Raw genomic sequence first — 24,655 nt, 5'->3', positions numbered from 1 at the left:
GGTTCGATTCCGTCCTGAGCCACCATTACCTAATTGGTAATTATGGCGATTGTGGCGAAGTGGTTAACGCATCGGATTGTGGTTCCGACATTCGTGGGTTCGATTCCCATCAGTCGCCCCATATGTTGCGGGTGTAGTTTAATGGTAAAACCTCAGCCTTCCAAGCTGATGTCGTGGGTTCGATTCCCATCACCCGCTCCAATTTTTAGATAATGGGCCTATAGCTCAGCTGGTTAGAGCGCACGCCTGATAAGCGTGAGGTCGGTGGTTCGAGTCCACTTAGGCCCACCATATTTTTCCGCAGTAGCTCAGTGGTAGAGCTATCGGCTGTTAACCGATCGGTCGCAGGTTCGAGTCCTGCCTGCGGAGCCATTTTAAGGGGAAGTACTCAAGTGGCTGAAGAGGCGCCCCTGCTAAGGGTGTAGGTCGGGTAACCGGCGCGAGGGTTCAAATCCCTCCTTCTCCGCCAGATAATTCTGGCCCGTTGGTCAAGCGGTTAAGACACCGCCCTTTCACGGCGGTAACACGGGTTCGAATCCCGTACGGGTCATCTATAAGTAGTAAAGACTAGCTCATATGAGCTAGTCTTTTTTTATGATTTTTCCAAAAGGCTGGTACTAACTGAAAAGTTATGTACCAGCCTTTTTTTGTTACGTGATCAGTAATAACACATCATTGGTCACGTGACGTGGCCAATGATGTGTCTCCTCTATATCAAACAACTCTCAGTATTAGCAATCAGGTATTCCTAATCGGTAATGCTATATATCCATAACTACTTAATGTCTTATCATTCGAATTTAATAGCCACATATTATGAACTTTAAAAACATGACAAGAAATTCAACTTTAATAAAATTTTATGTAATGAAAATTCGACGTACATATAGTTTATTCGACATATTTTACAAAGTGGTATCGTTTACATCATCTGAAAAAAGCTGCTAGTTCAATGTATTAGTGATGAATTGTCGAAATTGCAAGAATTATGTAAGGAGGTATTTAGACAAAAAAAGAGAAATGAAAAACATACAAAGTATAAGAAATAAAAAGAGGTGAACAACTTTGACGAACGATCTTGAGATTCATTTATTTCATGAAGGGACATATGAAGAAGCATATTTATACTTTGGAAGTCACGTGAATAAAAAAGAAGGTAGCACAACTTTTAGGGTTTTCGCCCCTGAAGCAAAGAAAGTTTATGTTCTAGGCTCATTTAATAATTGGAAGAAAAGTGAGTGGGAAGCAAAAGAAATAGCAAACGGGGTTTGGCAGTGTAATGTACCTAGAAACTTATTTACTCATGTTTATAAGTATGAAATTCATACAAAAGACGGAGCAGTTTTACTTAAAGCAGACCCGTTTGCTACACACGCTGAGGTACGTCCAGAAACAGCCTCTGTCGTCTATGGTGTAACTCCATTCCAATGGACAGATGAAGAGTGGCTTATGAAAAAAAGAACAGCTGCTGTCTATGAAAAACCTTTATCTATTTATGAAGTACACCTAGGTAGCTGGAAAATTCACGACGTAGAAAAACCGTATCAGTTTGATGAACTAATAACTACATTAATCCCATACGTAAAAGAAATGGGATTCACTCATATCGAGCTGCTTCCAGTATATGAACACCCCTTTGATCGTTCGTGGGGCTATCAAGCTACTGGTTACTACGCTCCATCTAGTAGATTTGGAAGTCCAGATTCATTTAAGCGTTTTATAAATGCCTGCCATAAAGAAGGTATTGGAGTAATAATGGACTGGGTACCAGGTCATTTTTGTAAAGATGCTCATGGATTATCTACTTTTGACGGTAGCAATGTCTTTGAATACCAAAAAGAGAATGATAGAGAGAATTGGATTTGGGGTACAGCAAATTTTGATCTGGGTAAAGGAGCTGTACGGAGCTTTTTATTATCCAATGCTATTTATTGGCTAAAAGAATTCCATGTTGATGGATTTAGAATTGATGCTGTATCTAATATGATTTATTGGCCTAACACCAACGAAGAATCTGCCAATAAGTATGCACAAGAATTCCTACAATTACTAAATTCTAGAGTGTTCCAATATGATTGTCATACGTTAATGATGGCCGAGGATTCATCAGATTGGCCTGGAGTAACCCATCCGGTATCACACGGGGGGCTCGGCTTTAACTACAAATGGAACATGGGATGGATGAATGATGTATTAAAGTTTATGGAAACTCCTCATCATGAAAAGGGTGATGTTCATCATCTACTAACTTTTTCCATGATGTATGCATTTTCCGAAAATTTTTTATTACCCCTATCACATGATGAAGTTGTTCATGGTAAAAAATCTATCGTTTCTAAAATGTTAGGTGACTATGAAGAAAAGTTTGCACAAGCTAGATTGCTATACACGTATATGTTTACACACCCAGGTAAGAAATTAATGTTTATGGGAGCAGAGTTAGGGATGTTCTCTGAATGGAAAGATATGGAGCAGTTAGATTGGAATTTACTAGATTTTGAAATGCATCAAAAATTCCATACATACTTTAAAGAATTGCTGCATTTATATAAAGAATGCTCTTTCTTGTTTGAAAAAGATCATCATTCCTCAGGGTTTAAATGGATCGATGTTCATAATAATGAACAAAGTATCTTATCTTACATCCGAAGAGGAAAAGAGGAAAAGAATTTTGGGGTAGTGATTTGTAATTTTAGAGAAATAGCATATGAATCATTTACTTTTGGTGTTCCGCTAGCATCTGAATACGAATTGGTCTGGTCAACTGATTGGACTACATATGGTGGAGATTCCATTAAAGAACAGTATCAGAGTATTTCAGTAGAAAATGATTCGTTTCATGGCCAGGAAGGCAGTGTCACCATTAAATTACCTGCGTTTTCTGCCATAATAATAAAACCAAAATTCAAAGGGGGACTTAATGATGATTAATGGAAAGTGTATAGCAATGTTATTAGCAGGAGGAAAAGGAAGTAGACTTAGTGCACTTACAGCTCAACTGGCAAAACCAGCCGTCCCTTTCGGAGGAAAGTACCGTATTATTGATTTTCCATTAAGTAATTGCATTAACTCAGGTATTACAACCGTAGGAGTATTAACCCAATATCAACCCCTATTATTAAATTCCTACATTGGTATCGGAAGTGCTTGGGATTTAGATAGAAGAAATGGCGGTGTTTCTGTACTACCACCTTATGCAGAAATGTCAGAAGTTAAGTGGTATACAGGTACAGCTAGTGCTATCTATCAAAATATGAATTATATGAAACAACATGACCCTGATTATGTTTTGATTCTATCTGGAGATCACATATATAAGATGGACTATGAAAAGATGTTAGAGTATCACATTGAAAAACAATCAGACGTAACTATTTCTGTAATTGAAGTTCCTTGGGATGAAGCTAGTCGTTTTGGCATTATGAATACGACAGATGACTATGCAATTAGTGAATTTGAGGAAAAACCAGCTGCACCTAAAAATAACCTAGCATCTATGGGGATTTATATCTTTAATTGGTCTACTTTAAAACATTTCTTAGAGATGGATGAAAGAAATCCAGATTCTTCTCACGATTTTGGAAAAGACATTATACCTCTTCTATTAGATGAAAAGAAACGAGTATATGCATATCCTTTTAAAGGATATTGGAAAGATGTTGGAACAGTTAAAAGTCTTTGGGAAGCAAATATGGATTTGTTGAACAGTGAAAACGAATTAGATTTATTTGATCATGATTGGAGAATCTATTCAGTTAACCCTAATCAACCTCCACAGTTACTATCAGAAGATGCTTCGGTACAGAACTCTTTTATCAATGAAGGGTGTATGGTAGAAGGAGATATCCAAAATTCAGTTCTATTCCATAGGGTGCAAGTGAAAAAGGGAGCTTCTCTTCAACAGGTAGTGGCCATGCCAAATGCTGTGGTAGGAGAAGGGTGTACAATTGAGAGAGCAATATTAGCTGAAGGCGTAGTCATTCCGCCTATGATGACGATTATTCCATCAGTTACAGATGATGATGTGCTGCTTATTACACAAGAGTGGATTGAAGAAAAAGATAAAAGTTTACAAGAAGCGGGGGATGTACAATGAAGGGTGAACTATTAGGAGTTATAGATGCAACAACTGGAGAAAATTCGTTAGAAGAGCTTTTAACTCATCGCTCATTGGCAGCTTTACCGTTTGGAGGCCGTTATCGTCTTATCGATTTTATTTTATCTAGTATGACCAACTCAGGTATTGGAAGTGTTGCGATCTTTCCTAAATATCAATATCGTTCTCTAATGGACCATTTAGGGTCAGGAAAGAATTGGGATTTAGATAGAAAGAGAGACGGCTTATTTTTCTTTCCTTCTCCCAGTTTAGAATTAGATGATAACAAGATTGGTGCATTTGATCATTTTGCTCTTCATTTAGATTATTTTAAACGAAGCAAACAGCCATACGCTTTTATTAGTAACTGTTTTACCGTTTGCAATTTATCCATTCAACCAATTTTAAGACAACATCAAAAGTCAGCTTGCGATGTGACGGAAATTCGTAAAGATGGTCGGTCATTAGATATGTATATCGTAAAGACTTCTCTATTAATAGACTTGGTAGAGAACCGTCAAGAAACAGGTTATACATGTATGAGAGATGTAGTATTAGATTTACGTCATGACTATCATATATGTCCATATGAAACAACTAATTATGCGAAGCGAATTGATTCCATTCAAACATACTATGAAGCAAATAAGGAGTTATTAACTTCTACTCTTTATCCTCAATTATTTTCTGATAAACAACCAATTTTTACAAAAGTAAAAGATGAACCACCTACACAATATGGAGTAAATGCAGTTGTGAAGAATTCCTTAATTGCAAATGGTTGTGTAATTGAAGGTACTGTTGAGAATTCCATTATCTTTAGAGCTGTCAAGATTGGTAAAGGCGTAGTAGTAAAAGATTCTATAATCATGCAAAAAAGCCAATTACTAGAGGGTGCTAGAGTAGAGAATGCTATTTTGGACAAAGATGTAAAAATAGGAACTAACGAAAATCTATTGGGTCTTCCTGACGATCTAATTATAATTCCTAAAGGAGCTACACAAGGAGTGGTACCAGCGAGATGAACATATTATTTATCGTAGGGGAATGTGCACCGTTTATTAAGTCTGGAGGACTAGCTGATGTTGCTGGTTCTCTACCTAAGTCTTTAAACGAAATTGGTCACGATGTACGCGTTGTAATGCCAAAGTACGCGGACATTCATGAAAAATATACAAAAGAGATGAAACTTCTTACCAACTTCAAAGTATCATTAGGATGGCGTAATGCTTATTGCGGAGTAGAAATGTTAGTGCACGATGGTGTAACATACTACTTTATTGATAATGAACAGTACTTTAATAGGGAAGGTTTATACGGCTACGATGATGATGGAGAAAGGTTTTCTTTCTTTAATCGAGCGGTATTAGATATGTTGTCAAAGATATCATATAAACCAGAAGTGTTGCACTGTCATGATTGGCATACGGGGATGATTCCTTTCTTATATCGAACAGAGTATCAGTATTACGCTGGTATGGGCCAAATGAAGACGGTTTACACTATTCATAATTTAAAATATCAAGGGATTTTTCCTCAAAGTGTGATGAGTGATTTGCTGGGAATACCAGATGTATTTTATCATCCAGATTATTTAGAATTTCATGGAAACATTAGTTTTATGAAAGCAGCTTTAGTAGCTTCAGATAAAATTACAACGGTAAGCCCGACATATCGTGATGAAATTATGCATGAATATGCTGGAGAGAAATTAGAAGGACTGTTACGATTTAGAGCAAACGATGTAATAGGCATCGTGAATGGCATCGATGACAAGGAATATAATCCTGCTGACGACCCATCGATTCCCCTTTCCTATCATGCAGATAATTGGTCTGGGAAAGTAGCTGCAAAGACACTTGTTCAAGAAACATTTGGATTACCTGTTAACCCGTCTATTCCCTTAGTTGTGATGATAAGTAGGTTAACTGAACAAAAAGGGATTGATTTAATACAACATGTGTTTTCCGAGTTAGTGAATGAAAAAGCACAATGGATCTTTTTAGGTAGTGGAGAATGGCACTATGAACAATGGTGTAGGGACATGACTACTGCGTATCCAAATAAGGTCCGTTCTTGGATCGGCTTCCATGAGGAAATGGCTCATAGATTATACGCTGCATCTGATTTTTTCCTTATGCCTAGCAGGTTCGAGCCATGTGGACTAGGGCAATTAATAGCGATGCGATATGGTTCGGTGCCAATTGTAAGAGAAACAGGTGGATTAAACGATACAGTTCAGTCATACAATGAGAAGACGAAACAGGGCAATGGCTTTAGTTTTAGTAATTATAACGCTCATGACATGTTGCATACCATTCGACGTGCATTTTCTTTTTATGAGGATGAAGAGCGTTTCTCCCCAATTATTCGTCAAGCTATGGAGACAGATGTTAGTTGGACACATTCAGCGAAACAATACCGTGACCTATATCATGAGCTAATAACAGGGAGTGAAAGTCATGTTTTCTAATAAAGATGAGTTTAAACTAGCATTTTTAGAAAGACTTGAACGTATGCACGGAAAAAGTTTCGATCAAACTTCCAAACAAGATCAATTCCAGACTCTCGGCACCATGGTCCGAGAGTCTATTAGTGGTCAGTGGATTCAAACAAATGAGCAATACCGTATGAATCAAGAAAAGCAAGTTTATTACCTTTCCATTGAATTTTTATTAGGAAGGTTGTTAAAGCAGAATTTAATGAACCTAGGTTGTTTGGATATCGTAGAAGATGGATTAAAAGACTTAGGTATCCACATAGAAGATATTGATGATATGGAAGATGATGCTGGGCTTGGTAATGGTGGGTTAGGAAGATTAGCAGCTTGCTTCTTAGATTCTTTAGCATCTTTAGCGTATCCAGGACACGGTATGGGAATTAGGTATAGACACGGTTTATTTGAACAACGAATTGTAGATGGCTTTCAAGTCGAATTACCCGAACAATGGTTGAAAACGGGCTATGTTTGGGAAGTGAGAAAGTCAGATTTAGCGTGTAACGTCCCATTTTGGGGAACTGTTGAAGTAAAGTTGGAGATGGGAAAAGAAACTTATCGCCATGTGGATGCTGAGTACGTAAGTGCAGTTCCTCACGATATGCCAGTTGTAGGAGCTGGAAACGAAACAATTAATACATTAAGATTATGGAATGCTGAACCTACTACCCTTCGAATTCCAGGGAACGTTTTAAAATACAAAAGAGAAACAGAGCAAATTACCGAATTTTTATACCCCGACGATACGCATGATGAAGGAAAGATCTTACGATTAAAGCAACAATACTTTCTAGTCTCTGCTAGTCTACAAACCATCATTAAGCAATTTTTAACACAACATAAAGATATAAAATTACTACCTCGTTATGTTCATATCCAGATAAATGATACACACCCGTCACTTGCTGTTCCTGAGTTAATGAGATTGTTATTAGATGAGCACTCTTTATCTTGGGAAGAAGCTTATCAAATAACTCAGACAACGCTATCCTATACGAACCATACAACTCTATCTGAAGCCCTAGAAAAATGGCCTGAAGATTTATTTCAGAGGCTATTGCCGAGAATCTATATGATTGTGAAGGAATGCAATGAACGTTTTTGTCAAGAACTTTGGGAGAAGTATCCAGGAGATTGGTCTAGAATTGAAAGAATGGCAATTATTGCGCATAATCAAATTAAAATGGCACACTTAGCTATTTATGGAAGTTATCGAGTGAACGGAGTAGCACGACTCCACACAGAGATTCTTAAACATCGAGAAATGCGAGAGTTCTACGAATGGAGACCAGAAAAGTTTTGTAATCAAACAAATGGCATTACACACCGTAGATGGTTACTAAAAGCGAATCCTTCCTTAACCAAGTTACTGACAGAAAAAATTGGGAAAGACTTCATTAAAGAACCATCTGCCTTAGAAAAATTACATCATTTTAGAAATGATTCTGGGGTATTACAGTCACTATATGACATAAAAAAGAACAACAAAATTTCCCTTTCTAATTTCTATTTCAAAACAACAGGTCAATTGATCAATCCTGATTCCATTTATGACGTGCAAATTAAAAGATTACATGCTTATAAAAGACAATTGTTAAATGTCTTCCATATTTTTTATTTGTATCAACAGTTGGAAGAAAATAAAAGTTTAACGATTACTCCAAGGACATTTATCTTTGGTGCAAAAGCTTCTCCAGGTTATTATTTTGCGAAGAAAGTAATTAAACTTATTCACTCATTACAAAGGAAAATACAAGCGAATCCAAGAATTCGAGAGATGATCTCCATTGTGTTTATGGAGAATTACCGTGTTAGTTTAGCAGAAAGAATTATACCTGCTGCTGATGTTAGTGAACAGATCTCCACTGCTAGTAAAGAAGCTTCTGGTACTGGTAACATGAAGTTGATGATGAATGGTGCCTTAACCATTGGTACGCTAGATGGGGCTAATGTGGAGATTGCTGAAAGAGTGGGACCGGAGAATATTTATCTTTTTGGTTTAACGTCAGAAGAGGTTATGCGTTACGATCAGGAAGGTGGGTATGTATCTACTGATTATTATCATCATGACAGTCGAATCAAAAATGTGATGGAAGCACTCCAATCTGACTTTTTTGGTCACGAGAGAGAGCAATTTGATATGATTGTTGATGCTTTGATGTCGCATAATGATCAATATTTTGTTTTACGAGATTTTTCTTCCTATGTTGACACCCAAAAGCGATTAGCAGATGATTTTCAAAAAGACTCGCTTCAATGGCAGCAAAAATGCCTGGTAAATATTGCGGAGTCAGGATACTTTTCTTCTGATCGAACAATTGATTCTTATGCAAATGAAATCTGGGGATTAACAAGAGAGGTAAGGGTATAAAAAAGGCTGTCTAGAGGAGTTCTTTCCCTACTAGACAGCCTTTTTTTAGTTATTGTTATCTTCTCTTTTACCATCTAATCGATTAGTACCGTATTTGTCCACTTCTTCGACAAATCCTTCTTCTTCTCTATACAAGTCGCTATAGGACTCATTGTCTCCCATGCGGTCAGAAGGAGATTCGGAAGTGCCGAAACGTGCGACTTCTTGAAAGCTATCTTGCGTATCTCTTACTTCTGCTCTACTATGAGAAAATGAACCATTTCTCGGAGCTTCTAATATTTTTTCTTCTATTGGTCTGTAATCATTTACATCTTGTTCTGGAGAATGTTGTACACAATAAAGCGTTGTCGGAATAATCTCTAGACGTTCGTATGGAATTGGTTCGTTACATTTTTTACACACTCCATATGTGCCTTCTTCCATAGCTTTAAGTGCAAGTTCCACTTTTTCATAATCTTCTTCTGCATGTTCCTCTAAGGCAGCATCTTTTTCTCGCTCATAAAGTTCCGTTGCAACATCTCCAGGATGGTTGTCATACAATGATAGTTCCCCTGTAGTTTCTATAATTGAGGAATCGTGTTGGCCGTCATGGAAATTATGAAGAGATTGTTCAATTGTTTTCTTTTCTTCCAATAATTGATTCTTAAGATATGATTGTTGATCCTGTGTAAGCATGGTCATCTCCTCCTACGTATAGTATGTAAGAGGAGTAAATATTTAGTCATGGAAAAATAAAAGAGGCAGCTAAGAAGCTACCTCTTTTTGTCATTCACTCTTACAAAAAGGCTTGAAGTAAAAGTGCGATGGTTAGTAAAAGACCAAAAATCGTATTTGTTTGAGCTGTCGCCTTCATTGCTGGATACATTTCCAAGGGTACACTCTTACCAATAAACCCTTTTGTTGCCTTTACAGCAATAGGGATGCTCGCAAGTGGTAACAATACCCATAATGAGAAGGAATTAAATAAGATGAAAAAGATCAAACTCGCATAAGCTAAGCCAAAGAAAGCTGCTAACACACGGATGGCATTTGTTCGACCTACTAAAATCGCCAACGTTTTACGACCGTTTTCCTTGTCACCGTCTAAGTCTCTAATGTTATTAGCAAGTAGAATGTTTCCCACTAATATCGCTATTGGAATAGAGATAATAAAAGCCTCTGTTGAAACATTGCCAGTTTGGATAAAGAAAGATAAAACAATTATTACTGTTCCCATGAAAAATCCAGCTACAATTTCACCAAATGGAGTATAGGCTATAGGGATAGGTCCACCAGTATAGTAGTAACCCGCTAACATGCATATAACGCCAATTACAGCTACCCACCAACTTGATTGGATACAAATGTAGAGACCAAGTAAGGTTGCTATCCCAAAAAAGGAAAATGCAAGGTTTAATACAGTTTTTGGTTTTACGCCATTACGCACAATGGCACCACCTATGCCAACAGATCCTTCGTGATCAAGACCACGTTTAAAGTCAAAGTATTCATTAAACATATTTGTGGCAGCTTGAATAAGCATAGAAGCCACTAACATACTGATAAATACAAACCAATTTATGGATCCTTCCAAGTATGCTAACGCTGTTCCTAAACTTACAGGAACAAAAGCAGCAGTTAATGTGTGAGGTCTAGTTAATTGCCACCATATACGCCAGCCTTTATCGGCTTCAATTTTTGCTTGTACTACTGTCATACATCATTCTCCTATCAACTATGCTGTACCTTTATTATACCATTATTAAAAGAAAGGTAGATATAGGATTTCAAGGGTGAATTGTTGGAGAAATTTCGTTATAATAATAATTATTGTGTATTTAATATGTGAGACAATGCGCTTATACACTAATTTAGCGCTCCTGGAGGGATGAAGTTGATGGCTGTTCAACTTTCCAATTTAAAAGCAACGTTACTTGAAGCAGCACAAAAGGCAGCTAAACTAGAAGAAGGTGTTTTAGCTAGTCATACGGTTGCGATAGACTATATAAAACCTAGCCAATTCTTTCATAATGGGAAAGAATTGTTTCTAGGCAAAAGATTTTATTGGAAGAACGCAGATAATACAAAAGTAATGGTTGGACAAGGATTAGCACACACTTTCCAATCATCAGAGCCAAATGCGCTTTTCTCTATTGAAAAGGAGTGGAAGCGCTTAACTAAACAGGTAGTGATGAACGACAATCTTCCTGAATTTGGACCAACCTTATTCGGTGGTATTTCGTTTGATGAAAAGGTAGAGCCTGACAGCAATTGGTCTCCTTTTTCCAATGGACTTTTTTACGTTCCACAATTCATGTTAAGTATTATAGAAGATGAAAAAGTCTTTTTAACCATTAATTTATACGTTCAAGGTTTCGAAAATATTGATCAAATACTATCCAAGCTAACCGCTCAAGAAAATCAATTACTCTCCTGTGAAGAACATGTTAAAAACGAATCTTTTTCCACAACTTTTGAGGAAGTTAACCCAAGCAACTGGTACGCTCAGGTGGAGGAAGTAGTTGATCGTATTCAAAAAGGGGAAGCGGAGAAAGTGGTTCTTGCAAGACCAGTTAGAGCAGACTTCTCTAGTGCTATTGAGACTGCTACAGTCATCGAACGCTTAACAGAACAACAAACAAATAGTTATATCTTTGTCTTAGAAGCATTAGAACAATGTTTTATTGGTGCAACACCAGAAAGATTAATTGTAAAGAATAGGGAAGAAGTAAAATCAACTTGTTTAGCTGGAAGTATTTCTAGAGGGAAAACAGATAAAGAAGATGCACATCTTGGTAACCTTTTGTTGAATGATGAAAAAAATAGAAAAGAACATGAATATGTAGTGAAAAGAATTCAAAATGCATTTGTTTCGCTATGTGACGACGTTTATGTGCCAAACTATCCTACGCTTTTAAAGATGAAAGATATTCAGCACCTCTATACACCGGTTATTGGGAGGGTAGCTTTAAATCAATCTATTTTATCCTTTGTTCAACTTTTACATCCAACCCCTGCACTTGGTGGAGAACCTGTTGAAGAAGCTTTATCGATTATCCGACAAGTAGAGACATGGGACCGTGGATTTTACGGAGCTCCAATCGGCTTTGTCGATATGCATGGAGATGGAGAATTTGCAGTTGCAATCCGCTCAGCTCTTATTACAGATAGAGGAAAAAGGTCATACTTATTTGCAGGATGTGGGATTGTAGACTCCTCTAACCCACAAGCAGAGTGGGAAGAGACGGAACTTAAACTGAGACCAATGAAAAGAGCTTTTAGTGGAGATGACCTGTCATGAAAAATCCAATATTGACCACATATGTGGAATCTTTTACGAACGGACTTATACAAGCAGGACTAACCGATATAGTGGTTAGTCCTGGTTCTCGTTCTACTCCTTTAGCCTACTGGTTCGCTGAACATCCAAAGCTGAAGATACATATTCAAGTTGATGAGAGATCAGCTGGATTCTTCGCATTAGGATTAGCCAAAACAAAAGGAAGAGCAGTTGCGCTACTTTGTACTTCGGGAACTGCAGCAGCAAATTACTTTCCAGCTATTGTGGAAGCTAACATTAGTCGAGTTCCTCTGGTGGTCTTAACTGCTGATCGTCCTCATGAATTACGAGATGTAGGTGCACCTCAATCCATTCAACAAGTTAACTTGTTTGGTAATCATGTGAAATGGGCTACCGATTTACCTATAGCAGATGGGAGAGAAGAAACCAATAACATAGCATTGTTTACTGCATCTCGAGCGATGAACACGTCACAGGTTAGTCCGGCTGGTGCTGTTCATGTGAATATTCCATTTAGAGAACCCCTAATCCCTGATTTGGAGTATGTAACAAACAATATTCCTATAGTGAGAGATTTTGCAGATACTTCTATTCAATTGACTAGTTTAGACCAATCTTTACAAGAAGCATTGGAAGATAACAGCAAAGGTATTTTTGTGTGTGGAGAAAAAAATTACTCTGATGCAGAAATAGAATTACTTCTAGCATGTGCGGAAAAGTTTCATTTTGCAATTGTTGCAGATCCACTTTCTAACCTACGTTTTGTAAAGTGTCTAAAACCATATATAGTGGATCGCTATGACTGGTTTTTACGAGATGGTAGATCATTAGAACATTTACAAGTAGACTGCATTATTCGTTTTGGGGCTATGCCGGTTTCAAAGGTTTTAACACAATTTATCCAAAAAAGTACCGCTATGTACATCACGGTAGATGAAGGGCAAGAATACAGAGATCCAACTCTATCTACAAGTTTTGTACATGCATCTATGGAGAGTTTCCTTAAGGAGCTTTTAAAATTAGAAGGAAAAGCAAATGAGTCAAACCCTTGGTTAATATGGAACGAAGTAATTCATAGTGACATTCCTAATGAGGAATGGTCTGAAAGGAAGATCTATACTTTCTTAAATGAAACACTTCCTAACGCGTCGCATGTTTTTGTAGGTAACTCCATGCCAATTCGAGAAGTTGATTTGTTTTTCTCTAAAAATGGTAGTGAGAAACTCGTATTTGCTAATAGAGGAGCTAATGGAATAGATGGCGTTGTTTCTTCAGCAGTTGGTATGGCTACTTGCGTAAATCCAAGTTACCTTTTAATTGGAGATCTATCTTTCTACCATGATATGAATGGTTTATTATATGCCAAACAGCAACAAACACCTTTAACCATTATCGTTATCAACAACGATGGAGGTGGTATTTTCTCCTACTTACCTCAAGGAAAGATGGAGCAACATTATGAGACTCTGTTTGGAACTCCAACGGGTATTAAATTTAAACATACGGCTGCTATGTATGGGATTCCTTATGTGAAAGTGGAAAACTATCAAGAACTAGAAAAAGAAATTGTCCCAATAGATGGACCGAAAATTGTTGAAATTGTTGTGGATAGAGAAAATCATGTCGCACAACACCGAGAATTGTGGAAATATGTTTCCCGGGAAATTGATTATTTGTTGAGTGATGACGAATGTTGAAGTACGAAGTGTTTGGAGACGAAAATGCCGAACCATTAGTGGTTTGTCATGGGTTTACAGGAAGTTCTAGTAGCTTTGAAGAATTAGTTTTTCCAAACGTAACAACGTACGCAATTAATTGGCCTGGACATGATGGTAAGCACTATACATTATTTCCTACTTGGGAAGAACACATAGAGTTACTGCATTCTTTTATTTCAACTGTTATTAGTCAGGAAGTAACTTTACTTGGCTACTCAATGGGAGGGAGACTTGCAATTGGCTATGCAATGAAGTACCCACACATGGTTAAAAAGTTGGTGCTTGAGAGTACTTCTCCAGGACTTTTAGAAGGTAGGAATAATCGTAAGGAAGCGGATGAACAATTAGCTACGAAAATAGAAGAGAACGGTTTAGAATGGTTTCTATCATTTTGGGAAGACATACCTTTATTCTCATCCATAGAAGAGGTACATAGAGTGAAACTCCGTGCTGAACGGTCAAAACATACCGTAGATGGACTATCTCACAGTTTAAGAGCGGTGGGAACTGGAGTTCAGCCTTCTTACTGGGCCCGACTAAAAGATTTTCATCGCCCAGTTTTTATTATCGTTGGAGAGAAAGATAGTAAGTTTTTGGCGATTGGAGAAAAGATGAATACTTTTTTTCCACAAAGTAACTTAATAAAAGTTTCTTCCGCAGGTCATATTCCGCATGTGGAGGAATTCGAAAAATTTGGTACAATAGTAAAGAAGCTTATGAAGGAGGATTTTTAATGACGTATACTTGGGAAACATTACGTGAGTACGAAGATATTAAATATGAATTCTATAATGGTATTGCAAAAATTACTATTAATAGACCAGAAGTACGTAATGCATTTAGACCAAAGACAGTAATGGAGCTTATTGATGCGTTTTCTCGTGCAAGAGATGACTCTAACGTTGGGGTAATCGTTCTTACTGGGGAAGGCGAAAAAGCGTTCTGTTCTGGTGGAGATCAAAAAGTACGTGGACATGGTGGATACGTTGGAGAGGATGAAATTCCTCGTCTAAATGTATTGGATTTACAACGATTGATTCGTGTAATTCCTAAACCAGTTGTCGCAATGGTAGCAGGCTTTGCTATCGGTGGCGGTCACGTTCTTCATGTTGTTTGCGATTTAACTATCGCTGCTGATAACGCCATTTTTGGACAAACTGGTCCTAAAGTAGGGAGCTTTGATGCAGGGTATGGATCTGGCTACTTAGCACGTATTATTGGTCATAAGAAAGCAAGAGAAATTTGGTTCTTATGTCGCCAGTACAATGCACAAGAAGCACTAGATATGGGGCTAGTAAATACTGTTGTACCACTTGAACAGCTAGAAGAAGAAACAGTTAAATGGTGTGAGGAGATGTTAGAAAAATCTCCAACTGCTCTTCGTTTCTTAAAAGCAGCTTTCAATGCAGATACAGATGGTTTAGCAGGTATCCAGCAAATGGCTGGAGACGCAACACTTCTTTACTACACAACGGATGAAGCAAAAGAAGGTCGCGACGCATTTAAAGAGAAACGTAAACCAGACTTCGGTCAATTCCCTCGTTTCCCTTAATACTTAACGAATTGGGAGCTGTCCTGAAAGTAAAGCTATACTTTTGGGACGGCTTTTTTTGTTACGTGTATAGTAGTAACTCATCGACTACCAAAAGCAATGGTATGTCTTTAGTGAGAATCCTTGATTATATGTTGGGGTGAAGTTATGATTCCAAACTTGTTGAAAACTAGAGCGAGACTCTCTGGAGAAAAAGTAATGATGCATTTACCAAGGGGAGATTCTTTAAGCTTTAAAGAAGTAGATAAAAAAACGGAACAAGTAGCAAAAGTGTTAAATGGAGCAGGAATAAAGGAAGGGGACCGTGTTTCTGTTCACCTTTCTAATAAACCTGAGACAGTAATAATATTATTAGCCTTACAAGCAGTAAAAGCAATTGCTCATTGTGTAAACACTCGGCTATCACCAGAAGAAATTATTTATCAAGTAAAGGACTGCTCTGCTGCTCTATTTATTAGTGATTCCCTAGAATTAATGAACGAAGTACGATCTATAACAAAGACGTTAGAGGTAGGACATATTTTTAACAGTGAGAATCATATCTTCATGTCAGATAATGATCAAAGATCTTTCGAATGGGATGATACGTGTAGCATTATGTATACATCAGGTACTACTGGTAAACCAAAAGGAGTTATCCAAAGCTACGGAAATCACTACCACTCAGCTACTGCGTCTTCTATCCATCTATCTATAATTAATCAAGATTGTTGGTATTGTGCTGTCCCAATATTTCATGTGAGTGGGTTTTCCATAATAGTTAGAAGTCTTGTTACTGGTTGTTCCTTTTATTTAGCTGAGACGTATAATCAAGAAGAATTGTGTACATTGATTCAACAAGAACAGGTAACCATTGCTTCAGTAGTAACAGTTATGCTGTTACGTTTTCATGAACAATGGAACCTTACGACTATCCCAACTACGTTTAAGGGCTTCTTAGTTGGTGGAGGACCTGTTCCTAAGTGGTTGTTACAGGAGTTAACGGAAAAAGGCTTTAATCTTTTTCAGACTTACGGGATGACAGAGACTTGTTCGCAAGTGGTGACACTTTCTCCAGAAAAAGCAGCGACGAAAATAGGCTCTGTAGGTCTTCCGTTACTTCATACTGATATTAAAATTGATAAGTTAGATGGAAGTGGAGTAGGGGAAATTCTTGTCAAAGGCCCAACTGTTACAAAAGGATACTGGGGATTACCAGAAGTCACTTCCAATGCCTTCGTGAATGGGTGGTTTAAAACAGGAGATATAGGTTATTTAGATCAGGATGAATTTTTATATATAAAAGATAGACGATCAGATCTAATTATATCTGGGGGAGAAAACATATATCCTGCTGAAATTGAATCTGTTTTGTTAGCACATCCAAATGTTGAGCAAGTGGCAGTGATTGGTGTACAAAGTACAGAGTGGGGACAGTCACCATCTGCATGTATTGTATTAAGCGATCACGTTCTAGATATAAGGTCTGTCGAGTTAGATTTGATACATCTGTGTCATGAGAAATTGGCGAGCTATAAACACCCAGTGCACTTTCACTTCATGGAAAGCTTACCGATGACGAGTTCCATGAAGATAAAAAGACATGAACTAAAAGCACTTTTGGAGAGTGAACAGAGTTGATTGGGAAAATAATTAAAGCTACACTCAATGTGATAGAAATGCCTTTAAAGAGACCTTTTTCTACTCACTTACAATCTTTACATTCGCGAAAAGGTATATTACTAGAACTTCAAACGGAAGATGGAGTGATTGGCTTAGGGGAAGCTGTTGCATTTGAATCGCCCTGGTATACAGAAGAAACGGTGGAAACAGAAATCCACGCCCTCCAACAATGGCTATTACCAATTATTATTGATCAAACGTTTGATCAACCAATAGACGCTTATATAAAGATGTCTAATGTAAGACGAAATTATATGTCAAAAGCCGCTATAGATATGGCTTTGTGGGATATTTATGCGAAGGTCAAACAAATGAATTTAGCTGATCTAATTGGTAGTAAGAAGAAAGAGATGTATGTAGGTGCCGTTTTGGCAACGTCTTCCTTTGCCATGATGAAAAATAGGGCTGAAGAGCTTTATCGTGATGGGTATACTCGATTTAAGGTGAAAATAGACGGTAAAGAGACGTTTGAACAGATAAAGGAATTGAAAAGAAATTATCCTAATATTGCTTTTATGGTTGATGCAAATGGAGCTTTTACTCTAGATGATATGGACCTTCTAAAGGAAATAGATAAAGAAGGATTCTTATTAATTGAACAACCTTTTGCTGTAGATGACCTAGTGGAGCATTCCTTGTTACAAAGGACTATCTCTACACCAGTTTGTCTTGATGAGAGTATTACATCTATTCAAGAGTTAAAAACTGCTCATGCTTTAGGAGCGATAAAAGCTCTAAATGTAAAGGTTGGCAGAGTAGGTGGATTAACTCCTGCATTAGAAATGATAGAGTATTGTAGAGAGCACGGCATTGAAGTTTGGTGTGGTGGAATGATCGAATTTGGGGTGTCTAGGGCTGTTAATGTTGCTTTAGCATCAAGAGAAGAATTTGACATCCCAGGTGATATCGTTGCCTCTGATGTATATTGGGAGCATGATGTTGTGACTGATCCTGTAAAAGTAAAAGACGGCAAAGTTCATAGATATACTAAAGCAGGCATAGGCGTTGAATTAGATTATGACTTCGTAAAGACAGTGACAATCAAGACTATCACCATGTAAAAAGCTGTCGCAGGTGCGACAGCTTTTACTGATGTCTAGCTCTAGGTGCGCAACCGCTCGGGAAACTCCAAAAGTCCTGTGGTGGCTGAAGAGCTGCCTCCTCGGCCTTTCCAAGTTTCCTGCCGCGGCTGAACGCGCGCCTTTCGCTTTTCTTGATGTCTAGCTCCAGGTGCGCAACCGCTCGGGAAACTCCGCAAGTCCTGTGGTGGCTGAAGAACTGCCTCCTCGGCCTTCCGAAGTTTCCTGCCGCGGCTAAACGCGCGCCTTTCGCTTTTCTTGATGTCTAGCTCCAGGTGCGCAACCGCTCGGGAAACTCCGCAAGTCCTGTGGTGGCTGAAGAACTGCCTCCTCGGCCTTCCGAAGTTTCCTGCCGCGGCTAAACGCGCGCCTTTCGCTTTTCTTGATGTCTAGCTCCAGGTGCGCAACCGCTCGGGAAACTCCGCAAGTCCTGTGGTGGCTGAAGAGCTGCCTCCTCGGCCTTCCGAAGTTTCCTGCCGCGGCTGAACGCGCGCCTTATGCTTTTCTTAGTGTTTAGGTTTAAATGTATTACAGTCTGTTTCGTGCTGGTCGTCAGCGATTTTTCCACTGTGACTTACTACGTAGATTTGATCAGCCCCACAGTGGTTTCCGTTTTTCCAGTGGGTACAATTGCTAACTTCGCATAATACGTCTTGTGCCATCGTATCTCATCCCCTTTGTTCATAATAGATACAGCAGTAGTATTACCAGTTACCATGTGACTTATTCGGTTTGGGTATCTTCTCGAACGTGAGAATCTTTCATAAAAATTCTCCAAAAGTAGAAGAATCCAGGGAACAGAATTAAAAATCCTACAATGTACGTAATGAATACTGCTTGGAAGGAAGCAGAATCAGTAAATCCGTCCTCAATGGTGAAAGATGGATAAATAAAGTAAGGAAGATGTGCTCTTCCGTATACGTAACTTGCCAATAAATATTGAATGGTAACGGCAATAACAGCTATTCTAGGGACACCCTTCATGCCGTGACGATCTTTAAAGACAAAAATCGCTAAACCTCCAATAACGAAAAACGCCACTGATAATAATAATAGAGGCAGTTGTTCCATCATATTTGTGTACAACCAATTAGCTTCATTTCTCATGGTTAGCATAATTAGAACAGCCATGACTAAAGAAATAGGCCCTAGAATAATGGAATCTCTTCGATAAACTTTGTATGCATTAGGTTCACCAGCGGTTTTAGAATAATCAGCTAACAGTAATGATGATAAGAAAAGTGTTGAACTAATCGCAAAACCAATAAAAGAGTAAACATGTGGGCTTGTAAATAAAGCTTGTAAATCTAGGCTTGGTGCTGCTGACTCTAACTCGACAAATCCTCCGTGTGAAATTGGAAGAACTGCGATAAGAAATCCTGGAATTAATAGACCTGTAATTCCTGATATATACGTTAATGCAACACGATAATCATCTGCAACGTGACTGAATACCATAAAGCCACTTCGAATGGCTAATAAAAGTAGGATAATACTACCTGGGATAAGTAATATGGTTCCTAAGGTAAACGCCGCTCCAGGAAAAAAACTATAAATAGCAACAACAATCGCCACAATAAATGTGTTTGTCACTTCCCATGTAGGAGATAGATATCTATTGGCAATGTTAGTGGCTTTCGTTTGTTCTTTGTTCAAATAAATCATTGACCAAAATCCAGCTCCGAAATCCATCGTAGCCATAACTGCGTAGATAAACACAAATCCCCAAAGTATCGTGACGGCAATTAACTGCTCAGACATATGAACACTCCTTTCCTATCTTTTAATCGTTTAGTTATGCATTGAACTATTTCGTGGCTAGTACCAACTCATCGTTGGCCACAAAATGTGGCCTAAATGAAGATGAGTACTTTTTAATAAAGTGGCACTCCAGGTTCATCAGCACGATATAAATCTTCTTCGACTGGATGGCGTTTAAAGTAGTAAAGCATTACTAACACAACCGCAACCCCTAGTACCACATAAACTGCTGCAAACAAGACGAATAATGTTGTTAGGTTTGAAGCGGATGTTACGGAATCTGCAGTAGACAATACGCGATAAATCGTCCATGGTTGTCTACCTGTACAGGCAAATATCCAACCAAATTCAATGGCAAGAACTGCGAGCGGTCCAGCAGTAACAAATAATCCTAACATCCATTTAGGGAATTCGGGTTTCTTGAGGAACTTGTTCCAAAATAGTGCCATAAGTGCTAACAGAATTAGTAAGGATCCAATTCCAACCATCGCGTTGAACAGGGTATGAACAAATAAAGGTGGCCAATATTCTTCAGGAAAGTCATTCAATCCTTTTACGACCGTGTCGAAGCTATTTCCAGCTAAGAAACTCAATGCCCATGGGATTTCAATTCCATACTTTACTTCTCGTGTTTCTCGGTCAGTAAATCCTCCGATTGCAAGAGGAGCGTAGGCTTGTGTTTCGAATAAACCTTCTGCTGCTGCTAGTTTCTCTGGTTGGTATTCATGCAATTGCTGTGCTGTCTCGTGACCGTTTATTGATGAAAAGAACGAAAAGAATCCTCCAAGTAATAGCCCTAACATGAGAGCTTTACGGTGGAATTTATAAATACGACTGCCAAATTCAGCTCGTAACATCTTAAACGCAGCAACAGAAGCGATAACAAACGCACCTGTTGTATACGCAGTTAGAGCGACATGTCCAGCAGTTGCAAAAAACGATGGGTTAAAGAAAGCTGCCCAAGGGTCCACGTCCACAATTTCACCGTTAACGATCCGGAAACCAGTTGGAGTTCCTTCCCATGCATGCACATTGGTAATTAAAACAGCGGAAGCTAAACCGCCTAATGCTACAAGTGTTACGCTGACAATTCGCATCCATGGGCTTAGTCTGTGTGCAGCGTAAACGTAGATAGACATAAAAAGTGCTTCAACGAAGAAAGCATAAATTTCGATTTGAAAAGGTAGAGCCATCACTCGACCAACGAACTCCATGAATCCTGGCCAAAGTAGAGAAAGCTGAACACCAGCTATCGTTCCAGTAGGAATACCAACTCCTAGAAGGACGGCAAAAGCTTTGGTCCATCTTTTACCCATTACCGCATAGTCTTCATCTTTCGTTTTTTGATAAAGTAATTCTGCTGCCAAAATCATTAATGGAATTCCTACGCCAAGGGTAGCGAATATGATATGGAAACCCATGGTGGTACCAAATAATGACCGTGCAATGACTAAATCATCCATGTGTAAATCCTCCTCTACATGCTATCGCTTCCTTATTATCCACGGGCTTCCAGTAAATATGCATGATGGTGTGTAAGTGAAGTAGTTTATCGTTTGAATGGTGTGGAGAGAAGCGCTAAATTGTGTGCAAGTCGTAGAAGCCGCATGGAGAGGTGCGGCTAGAAGGCAACAAACGCCCAAAGCCGCCATGCGAGAAGAAGAAAGGAGGCGACAAACGCCCAAAGCCGCCATGCGAGAAGAAGAAAGAAGGCGACAAACGTCCAAAGTCGCCAGTCGTATCTTTAACAGGAAAAAACCTACCAAGTTAAAATCGAGGTAGGTTTCCAACAAACGTGTCATTAAGCTTTAACATCTACCGTCCCACCTTTAAATGGATGTGGAGCTGGCGTGGATGCTGTTAATTGTTCCATCATTACCGTTGCGTGAGCAGTTTGCGTGGCCATCTGACTTTTCATTAAGCTAAGCGAAACAGTCTGTTGTAATTCGGCTACTTGTTTACCCATTAATGCAGATACACTCAAAGCTTCAAACCTCCTTCCATTATCACCTTTTCTATCGGTTTCCATTTCTTTTTATAAAGTAAAAACCCAAAAAACTAATGTTTTTTGGGTGGGTAAAAATCATTTATTTAAGAAAGATTTTAGCATCCATACATGCTTTTCTAACTGTTGATGGATAGCTAGAAGCATATCACCAGTTGTCTCATCTCCAACTTCTGCAGCTAATTCCATGCCTTCTTTTAGCTCATTAATCATTGTGCCAAAGTCATTTGCTAATGAATCAACCATTTGTTCAGCAGTTTCCCCACCTTCTGCTTCTTGCACTGTTGCTAATTCCAATGATTCTTTCATGGTAGCAACAGGTTTTCCTTCTAATGCTAACAAACGCTCAGCAAGCTCGTCGATATGTGTAGCTGCCTCATTATAGAACTGTTCAAACTTTTCGTGTAGAACAAAGAAGTTTGATCCTTTTACAAACCAATGATAGTTATGTAACTTTGTAAATAATACTGTGAAGTTGGCAACTTGTTTGTTTACAGCGTTGTGTAATTTGACAGACATGCGTTTTTCCTCCTTAACATCTTTCTATCCTTTGTTTACCACTATTTATTTGTTTTAAACATACTACATTACGTTACCCGTATATGCTGTATTTATACATAGAGAAGGCGGAAGTGATACAATGAAAAAAAAGGAGTGATTGTATGCTAACGTTGGTGATGATTTTTTCTATTATTATTGTGTTTGTCATTATACTTGTAAGTGTACTTACTACTTCTAAGGCTTATTCTTATCGTCATACAGTTGATCCTGTCAAAACGCTAGATGAGGTAGAAGAAGAAAACAAAAAAGGGAACCACTAAGAGTGATTCCCTAACAGGTAATTATCCAAATACTTTTGATAAAGATTCTTTATCTTGTGATAACCAGAAGTTCATAAGTCGCTTAGCACCTTCTAGGTCATGTAGTTTTGCTTGACCACATTGCTTTTCGTTAGCTGCTGGAATCTCTTCGATTGTAACAGCATCTTTCATTGTATCTTCTAATACATCAATAATTTCTTCCACTGTTGGAGAACCGCTAACTACTAAGTAGAAACCAGTTTGACAACCCATTGGAGAAATATCGATAATATCAAAATGATCGTAACGCTCGGAATACTTTCGGATATTAAACGCTAATAGATGTTCAAGCGTGTGGATCGCATCTGGCTTCATCGCTTGTTTGTTTGGTTGAGAAAAACGGATATCAAATTTATTTACCACTCCGTCTGTTCCTACTTTGTGAACACCACAGTGGCGTACATAAGGTGCAACAACGGCATTATGATCTAGTTCAAAGCTTTCTACTGAAGGCATTTGATTCACTCCTTAAGTCATAGTGTTTATAGTATAACACGAATCTTATTTAATTCCTACTAAAATTGTATGGTTTAATTCTCGGTACGTTGCTTCGTATCACCATATGAAAAGGAGGCTTGACTGATGAAAAAAATAATTGTCTTTATTTTTCGTTTTTATCAAAAAGTACTATCTCCATTGAAGCCGCCCACTTGTCGCTTTTACCCAACATGTTCTCATTATGGAGTGGAAGCGGTACAAAGATTTGGCGCTTTGAAAGGTACATGGTTGACCATTAAGCGAATAGGAAAATGTCACCCTTTTCATCCTGGAGGCATTGATCCTGTTCCTGAAAAGAAAGAAAGTTAACCCCCTTTAAACTCACTAAAAAATAGCTAAATATACCTATAAGTAAGTACCTTTCCATCGAGTCCGAATACTATAGTTAGTAGGACAACATGTGGTAAGGAGTGATTCTGTTGAATCGATTAAATATGGGGGTAGGTTTCCTTTCTGTTGTTGGTGGTGTTGGCTATTCTCTTTTTGGTGAGTGGAGTATGTTACTAACTTTGCTTACTGTTTTAGTTGTTACAGATTATATTAGTGGTATTATCGCAGCCGCTCTTTCAGGAACTTTATCGAGCAAGGTAGGCTTAAGAGGGATTGCTAAGAAGATATTAATTTTTGCTTTTGTCGCTATAGCTTATTTATTAGATGGAATTATGGGTAATAACCAAATCATCCGGGATGTTACTATTGTGTTTTATATATGTAATGAGTTTATATCTTTAACAGAGAATGCAGGGAATATAGGTTTACCCGTTCCACCAATTGTAAAAGAGACCATTGCTTCCCTAAGGTCAAAAGAAAAGTCAGATAAGTAACATGTATAATTAAAGACAGATCCGTAAAGCTAGTAATAGAAAGGGGTCTGTGACATGACTAATGAAAAGCATACCTATTACGTTTGTTTAGCTAGAGGACAAATCATGCGAACAAAAGATGATTCTACTTGGGAGTATGAAATTCAAGCTACAGATGAAGAAATCGTTCGTTTAAGAGAAATATTTGATAGTAATTATTCATCTGATTGGCAAGGATTTTTTCGGGCGCATGTGCCGTATCTACAATATCATTATGATCGAGAGAATGATGCAAATGACGCCAACATGTACCGTATTTATGAAATACTGCATGAGCTTGGTACACCTGACGCGAAAAAGTTTATTGAGGAACAAGGGTTTCTCCAACATAAACCAGAGAGTTTGGAACACGATCCCAATCAAGAAGAAACCACTTAAAACGTGTCATCTTTTCCTCTGTTCGCTACAATAAA

General features: G+C 38.2%; 23 protein-coding genes and 7 tRNA genes (1 of these 30 running past the window's edge). 22 read left to right on the top strand and 8 right to left on the bottom strand.

What is annotated here, in order from left to right:
* The 12 genes from G8O30_RS10320 to G8O30_RS10265 all read left to right on the top strand — a co-directional run.
* Positions 1-25, top strand: a tRNA-Phe gene (locus tag G8O30_RS10320); it begins 51 nt to the left of the window's first position.
* 20 nt (positions 26-45) lie between these two features.
* A tRNA-His gene (locus G8O30_RS10315) sits at positions 46-121 on the top strand.
* A gap of 6 nt (positions 122-127) precedes the next feature.
* Positions 128-201, top strand: a tRNA-Gly gene (locus tag G8O30_RS10310).
* Between the two features lie 13 nt (positions 202-214).
* Positions 215-291, top strand: a tRNA-Ile gene (locus G8O30_RS10305).
* A 6-nt stretch (positions 292-297) separates the two neighbouring features.
* Positions 298-372: transfer RNA gene (locus tag G8O30_RS10300), tRNA-Asn, on the top strand.
* 6 nt (positions 373-378) lie between these two features.
* A tRNA-Ser gene (locus G8O30_RS10295) sits at positions 379-469 on the top strand.
* Between the two features lie 9 nt (positions 470-478).
* A tRNA-Glu gene (locus tag G8O30_RS10290) sits at positions 479-550 on the top strand.
* Positions 551-1,065: 515 nt separating this feature from the next.
* Positions 1,066-2,931, top strand: coding sequence for a 1,4-alpha-glucan branching protein GlgB (gene glgB / locus G8O30_RS10285; RefSeq protein WP_239671997.1), 1,866 nt, complete (start codon positions 1,066-1,068; stop codon positions 2,929-2,931).
* Positions 2,924-4,096: a glucose-1-phosphate adenylyltransferase gene (locus G8O30_RS10280; protein WP_239674539.1), complete on the top strand. Its 1,173-nt coding sequence runs from the start codon at positions 2,924-2,926 to the stop codon at positions 4,094-4,096. Before glgB ends, G8O30_RS10280 begins: the two co-directional genes overlap by 8 nt.
* Positions 4,093-5,121 carry a GlgC family sugar phosphate nucleotidyltransferase gene (locus G8O30_RS10275; protein WP_239671996.1) on the top strand — a complete coding sequence of 343 codons (1,029 nt, stop codon included), beginning with the start codon at positions 4,093-4,095 and terminating at the stop codon, positions 5,119-5,121. Before G8O30_RS10280 ends, G8O30_RS10275 begins: the two co-directional genes overlap by 4 nt.
* Positions 5,118-6,569: a glycogen synthase GlgA gene (glgA, locus tag G8O30_RS10270; protein WP_239671995.1), complete on the top strand. Its 1,452-nt coding sequence runs from the start codon at positions 5,118-5,120 to the stop codon at positions 6,567-6,569. The genes G8O30_RS10275 and glgA overlap by 4 nt, the downstream gene beginning before the upstream one ends.
* Positions 6,559-8,964: a glycogen/starch/alpha-glucan phosphorylase gene (locus G8O30_RS10265; RefSeq protein WP_239671994.1), complete on the top strand. Its 2,406-nt coding sequence runs from the start codon at positions 6,559-6,561 to the stop codon at positions 8,962-8,964. The genes glgA and G8O30_RS10265 overlap by 11 nt, the downstream gene beginning before the upstream one ends.
* Before the next feature lie 45 nt (positions 8,965-9,009).
* Here G8O30_RS10265 and G8O30_RS10260 read toward each other — a convergent pair whose 3' ends face one another.
* Both G8O30_RS10260 and G8O30_RS10255 read right to left on the bottom strand, forming a co-directional pair.
* The gene (locus tag G8O30_RS10260; RefSeq protein ID WP_239671993.1) at positions 9,010-9,639 is read right to left on the bottom strand and encodes a TraR/DksA C4-type zinc finger protein; all 630 of its coding nucleotides are present in this window, start codon (positions 9,637-9,639) and stop codon (positions 9,010-9,012) included.
* Positions 9,640-9,739: 100 nt separating this feature from the next.
* Positions 9,740-10,660 (bottom strand): 1,4-dihydroxy-2-naphthoate polyprenyltransferase, encoded by a 921-nt coding sequence (locus tag G8O30_RS10255; RefSeq protein WP_239671992.1) that lies wholly within the window; start codon positions 10,658-10,660, stop codon positions 9,740-9,742.
* Positions 10,661-10,840: 180 nt separating this feature from the next.
* On the opposite strand from G8O30_RS10255, the gene G8O30_RS10250 reads away from it, so the two are divergent.
* The 6 genes from G8O30_RS10250 to menC all read left to right on the top strand — a co-directional run bounded on the left by G8O30_RS10250 (position 10,841) and on the right by menC (position 18,237).
* Positions 10,841-12,244 (top strand): isochorismate synthase, encoded by a 1,404-nt coding sequence (locus G8O30_RS10250; RefSeq protein WP_239671991.1) that lies wholly within the window; start codon positions 10,841-10,843, stop codon positions 12,242-12,244.
* Positions 12,241-13,941 (top strand): 2-succinyl-5-enolpyruvyl-6-hydroxy-3-cyclohexene-1-carboxylic-acid synthase, encoded by a 1,701-nt coding sequence (gene menD / locus G8O30_RS10245; RefSeq protein WP_239671990.1) that lies wholly within the window; start codon positions 12,241-12,243, stop codon positions 13,939-13,941. The genes G8O30_RS10250 and menD overlap by 4 nt, the downstream gene beginning before the upstream one ends.
* The gene (gene menH / locus G8O30_RS10240) at positions 13,935-14,696 is read left to right on the top strand and encodes a 2-succinyl-6-hydroxy-2,4-cyclohexadiene-1-carboxylate synthase (protein ID WP_239671989.1); all 762 of its coding nucleotides are present in this window, start codon (positions 13,935-13,937) and stop codon (positions 14,694-14,696) included. Before menD ends, menH begins: the two co-directional genes overlap by 7 nt.
* Entirely contained in the window at positions 14,696-15,514 is an 819-nt protein-coding gene (gene menB / locus G8O30_RS10235) for a 1,4-dihydroxy-2-naphthoyl-CoA synthase (protein WP_239671988.1), read from the top strand. Before menH ends, menB begins: the two co-directional genes overlap by 1 nt.
* A 147-nt stretch (positions 15,515-15,661) precedes the next feature.
* A complete protein-coding gene (gene menE, locus G8O30_RS10230; RefSeq protein ID WP_275576481.1) occupies positions 15,662-17,134 on the top strand; it encodes an o-succinylbenzoate--CoA ligase in 1,473 nt (490 codons plus the stop codon).
* A complete protein-coding gene (gene menC / locus G8O30_RS10225; RefSeq protein WP_239671986.1) occupies positions 17,131-18,237 on the top strand; it encodes an o-succinylbenzoate synthase in 1,107 nt (368 codons plus the stop codon). Before menE ends, menC begins: the two co-directional genes overlap by 4 nt.
* A 524-nt stretch (positions 18,238-18,761) precedes the next feature.
* Here menC and G8O30_RS10220 read toward each other — a convergent pair.
* The 5 genes from G8O30_RS10220 to G8O30_RS10200 all read right to left on the bottom strand — a co-directional run bounded on the left by G8O30_RS10220 (position 18,762) and on the right by G8O30_RS10200 (position 22,540).
* Positions 18,762-18,917: a DUF1540 domain-containing protein gene (locus G8O30_RS10220; protein ID WP_239671985.1), complete on the bottom strand. Its 156-nt coding sequence runs from the start codon at positions 18,915-18,917 to the stop codon at positions 18,762-18,764.
* Between the two features lie 61 nt (positions 18,918-18,978).
* Entirely contained in the window at positions 18,979-20,016 is a 1,038-nt protein-coding gene (locus G8O30_RS10215) for a cytochrome d ubiquinol oxidase subunit II (protein ID WP_239671984.1), read from the bottom strand.
* A 113-nt stretch (positions 20,017-20,129) separates the two neighbouring features.
* On the bottom strand, positions 20,130-21,479 hold the full coding sequence (locus tag G8O30_RS10210; protein ID WP_239671983.1) for a cytochrome ubiquinol oxidase subunit I: 1,350 nt from the start codon (positions 21,477-21,479) through the stop codon (positions 20,130-20,132).
* A 338-nt stretch (positions 21,480-21,817) separates the two neighbouring features.
* A complete protein-coding gene (locus tag G8O30_RS10205) occupies positions 21,818-22,000 on the bottom strand; it encodes a putative motility protein (protein WP_239671982.1) in 183 nt (60 codons plus the stop codon).
* A 99-nt stretch (positions 22,001-22,099) separates the two neighbouring features.
* Positions 22,100-22,540, bottom strand: a complete 441-nt coding sequence (locus tag G8O30_RS10200) for a Dps family protein (protein ID WP_239671981.1) — start codon at positions 22,538-22,540, stop codon at positions 22,100-22,102.
* Between the two features lie 143 nt (positions 22,541-22,683).
* Between G8O30_RS10200 and ytzI the strand changes: the two genes are divergently transcribed.
* Positions 22,684-22,842 (top strand): YtzI protein, encoded by a 159-nt coding sequence (gene ytzI / locus G8O30_RS10195; RefSeq protein WP_239671980.1) that lies wholly within the window; start codon positions 22,684-22,686, stop codon positions 22,840-22,842.
* 21 nt (positions 22,843-22,863) lie between these two features.
* Here the strand turns inward: ytzI and G8O30_RS10190 are convergent, their stop codons facing one another.
* Positions 22,864-23,337, bottom strand: coding sequence for an S-ribosylhomocysteine lyase (locus G8O30_RS10190; RefSeq protein WP_239671979.1), 474 nt, complete (start codon positions 23,335-23,337; stop codon positions 22,864-22,866).
* A 126-nt stretch (positions 23,338-23,463) separates the two neighbouring features.
* Between G8O30_RS10190 and yidD the strand changes: the two genes are divergently transcribed.
* The 3 genes from yidD (at position 23,464) to G8O30_RS10175 (ending at position 24,620) form a co-directional block, all read left to right on the top strand.
* Positions 23,464-23,688: a membrane protein insertion efficiency factor YidD gene (gene yidD / locus G8O30_RS10185; RefSeq protein ID WP_239671978.1), complete on the top strand. Its 225-nt coding sequence runs from the start codon at positions 23,464-23,466 to the stop codon at positions 23,686-23,688.
* Positions 23,689-23,798: 110 nt separating this feature from the next.
* Positions 23,799-24,203 (top strand): phage holin family protein, encoded by a 405-nt coding sequence (locus tag G8O30_RS10180; RefSeq protein ID WP_239671977.1) that lies wholly within the window; start codon positions 23,799-23,801, stop codon positions 24,201-24,203.
* 54 nt (positions 24,204-24,257) lie between these two features.
* On the top strand, positions 24,258-24,620 hold the full coding sequence (locus G8O30_RS10175; protein ID WP_239671976.1) for a hydrolase: 363 nt from the start codon (positions 24,258-24,260) through the stop codon (positions 24,618-24,620).
* The last annotated feature ends 35 nt before the right edge of the window (positions 24,621-24,655 follow it).

It is taken from the genome of Mangrovibacillus cuniculi (assembly GCF_015482585.1).
Classification (GTDB): domain Bacteria; phylum Bacillota; class Bacilli; order Bacillales; family R1DC41; genus Mangrovibacillus; species Mangrovibacillus cuniculi.
This window is presented reverse-complemented; position numbering and strand designations above follow the sequence as displayed.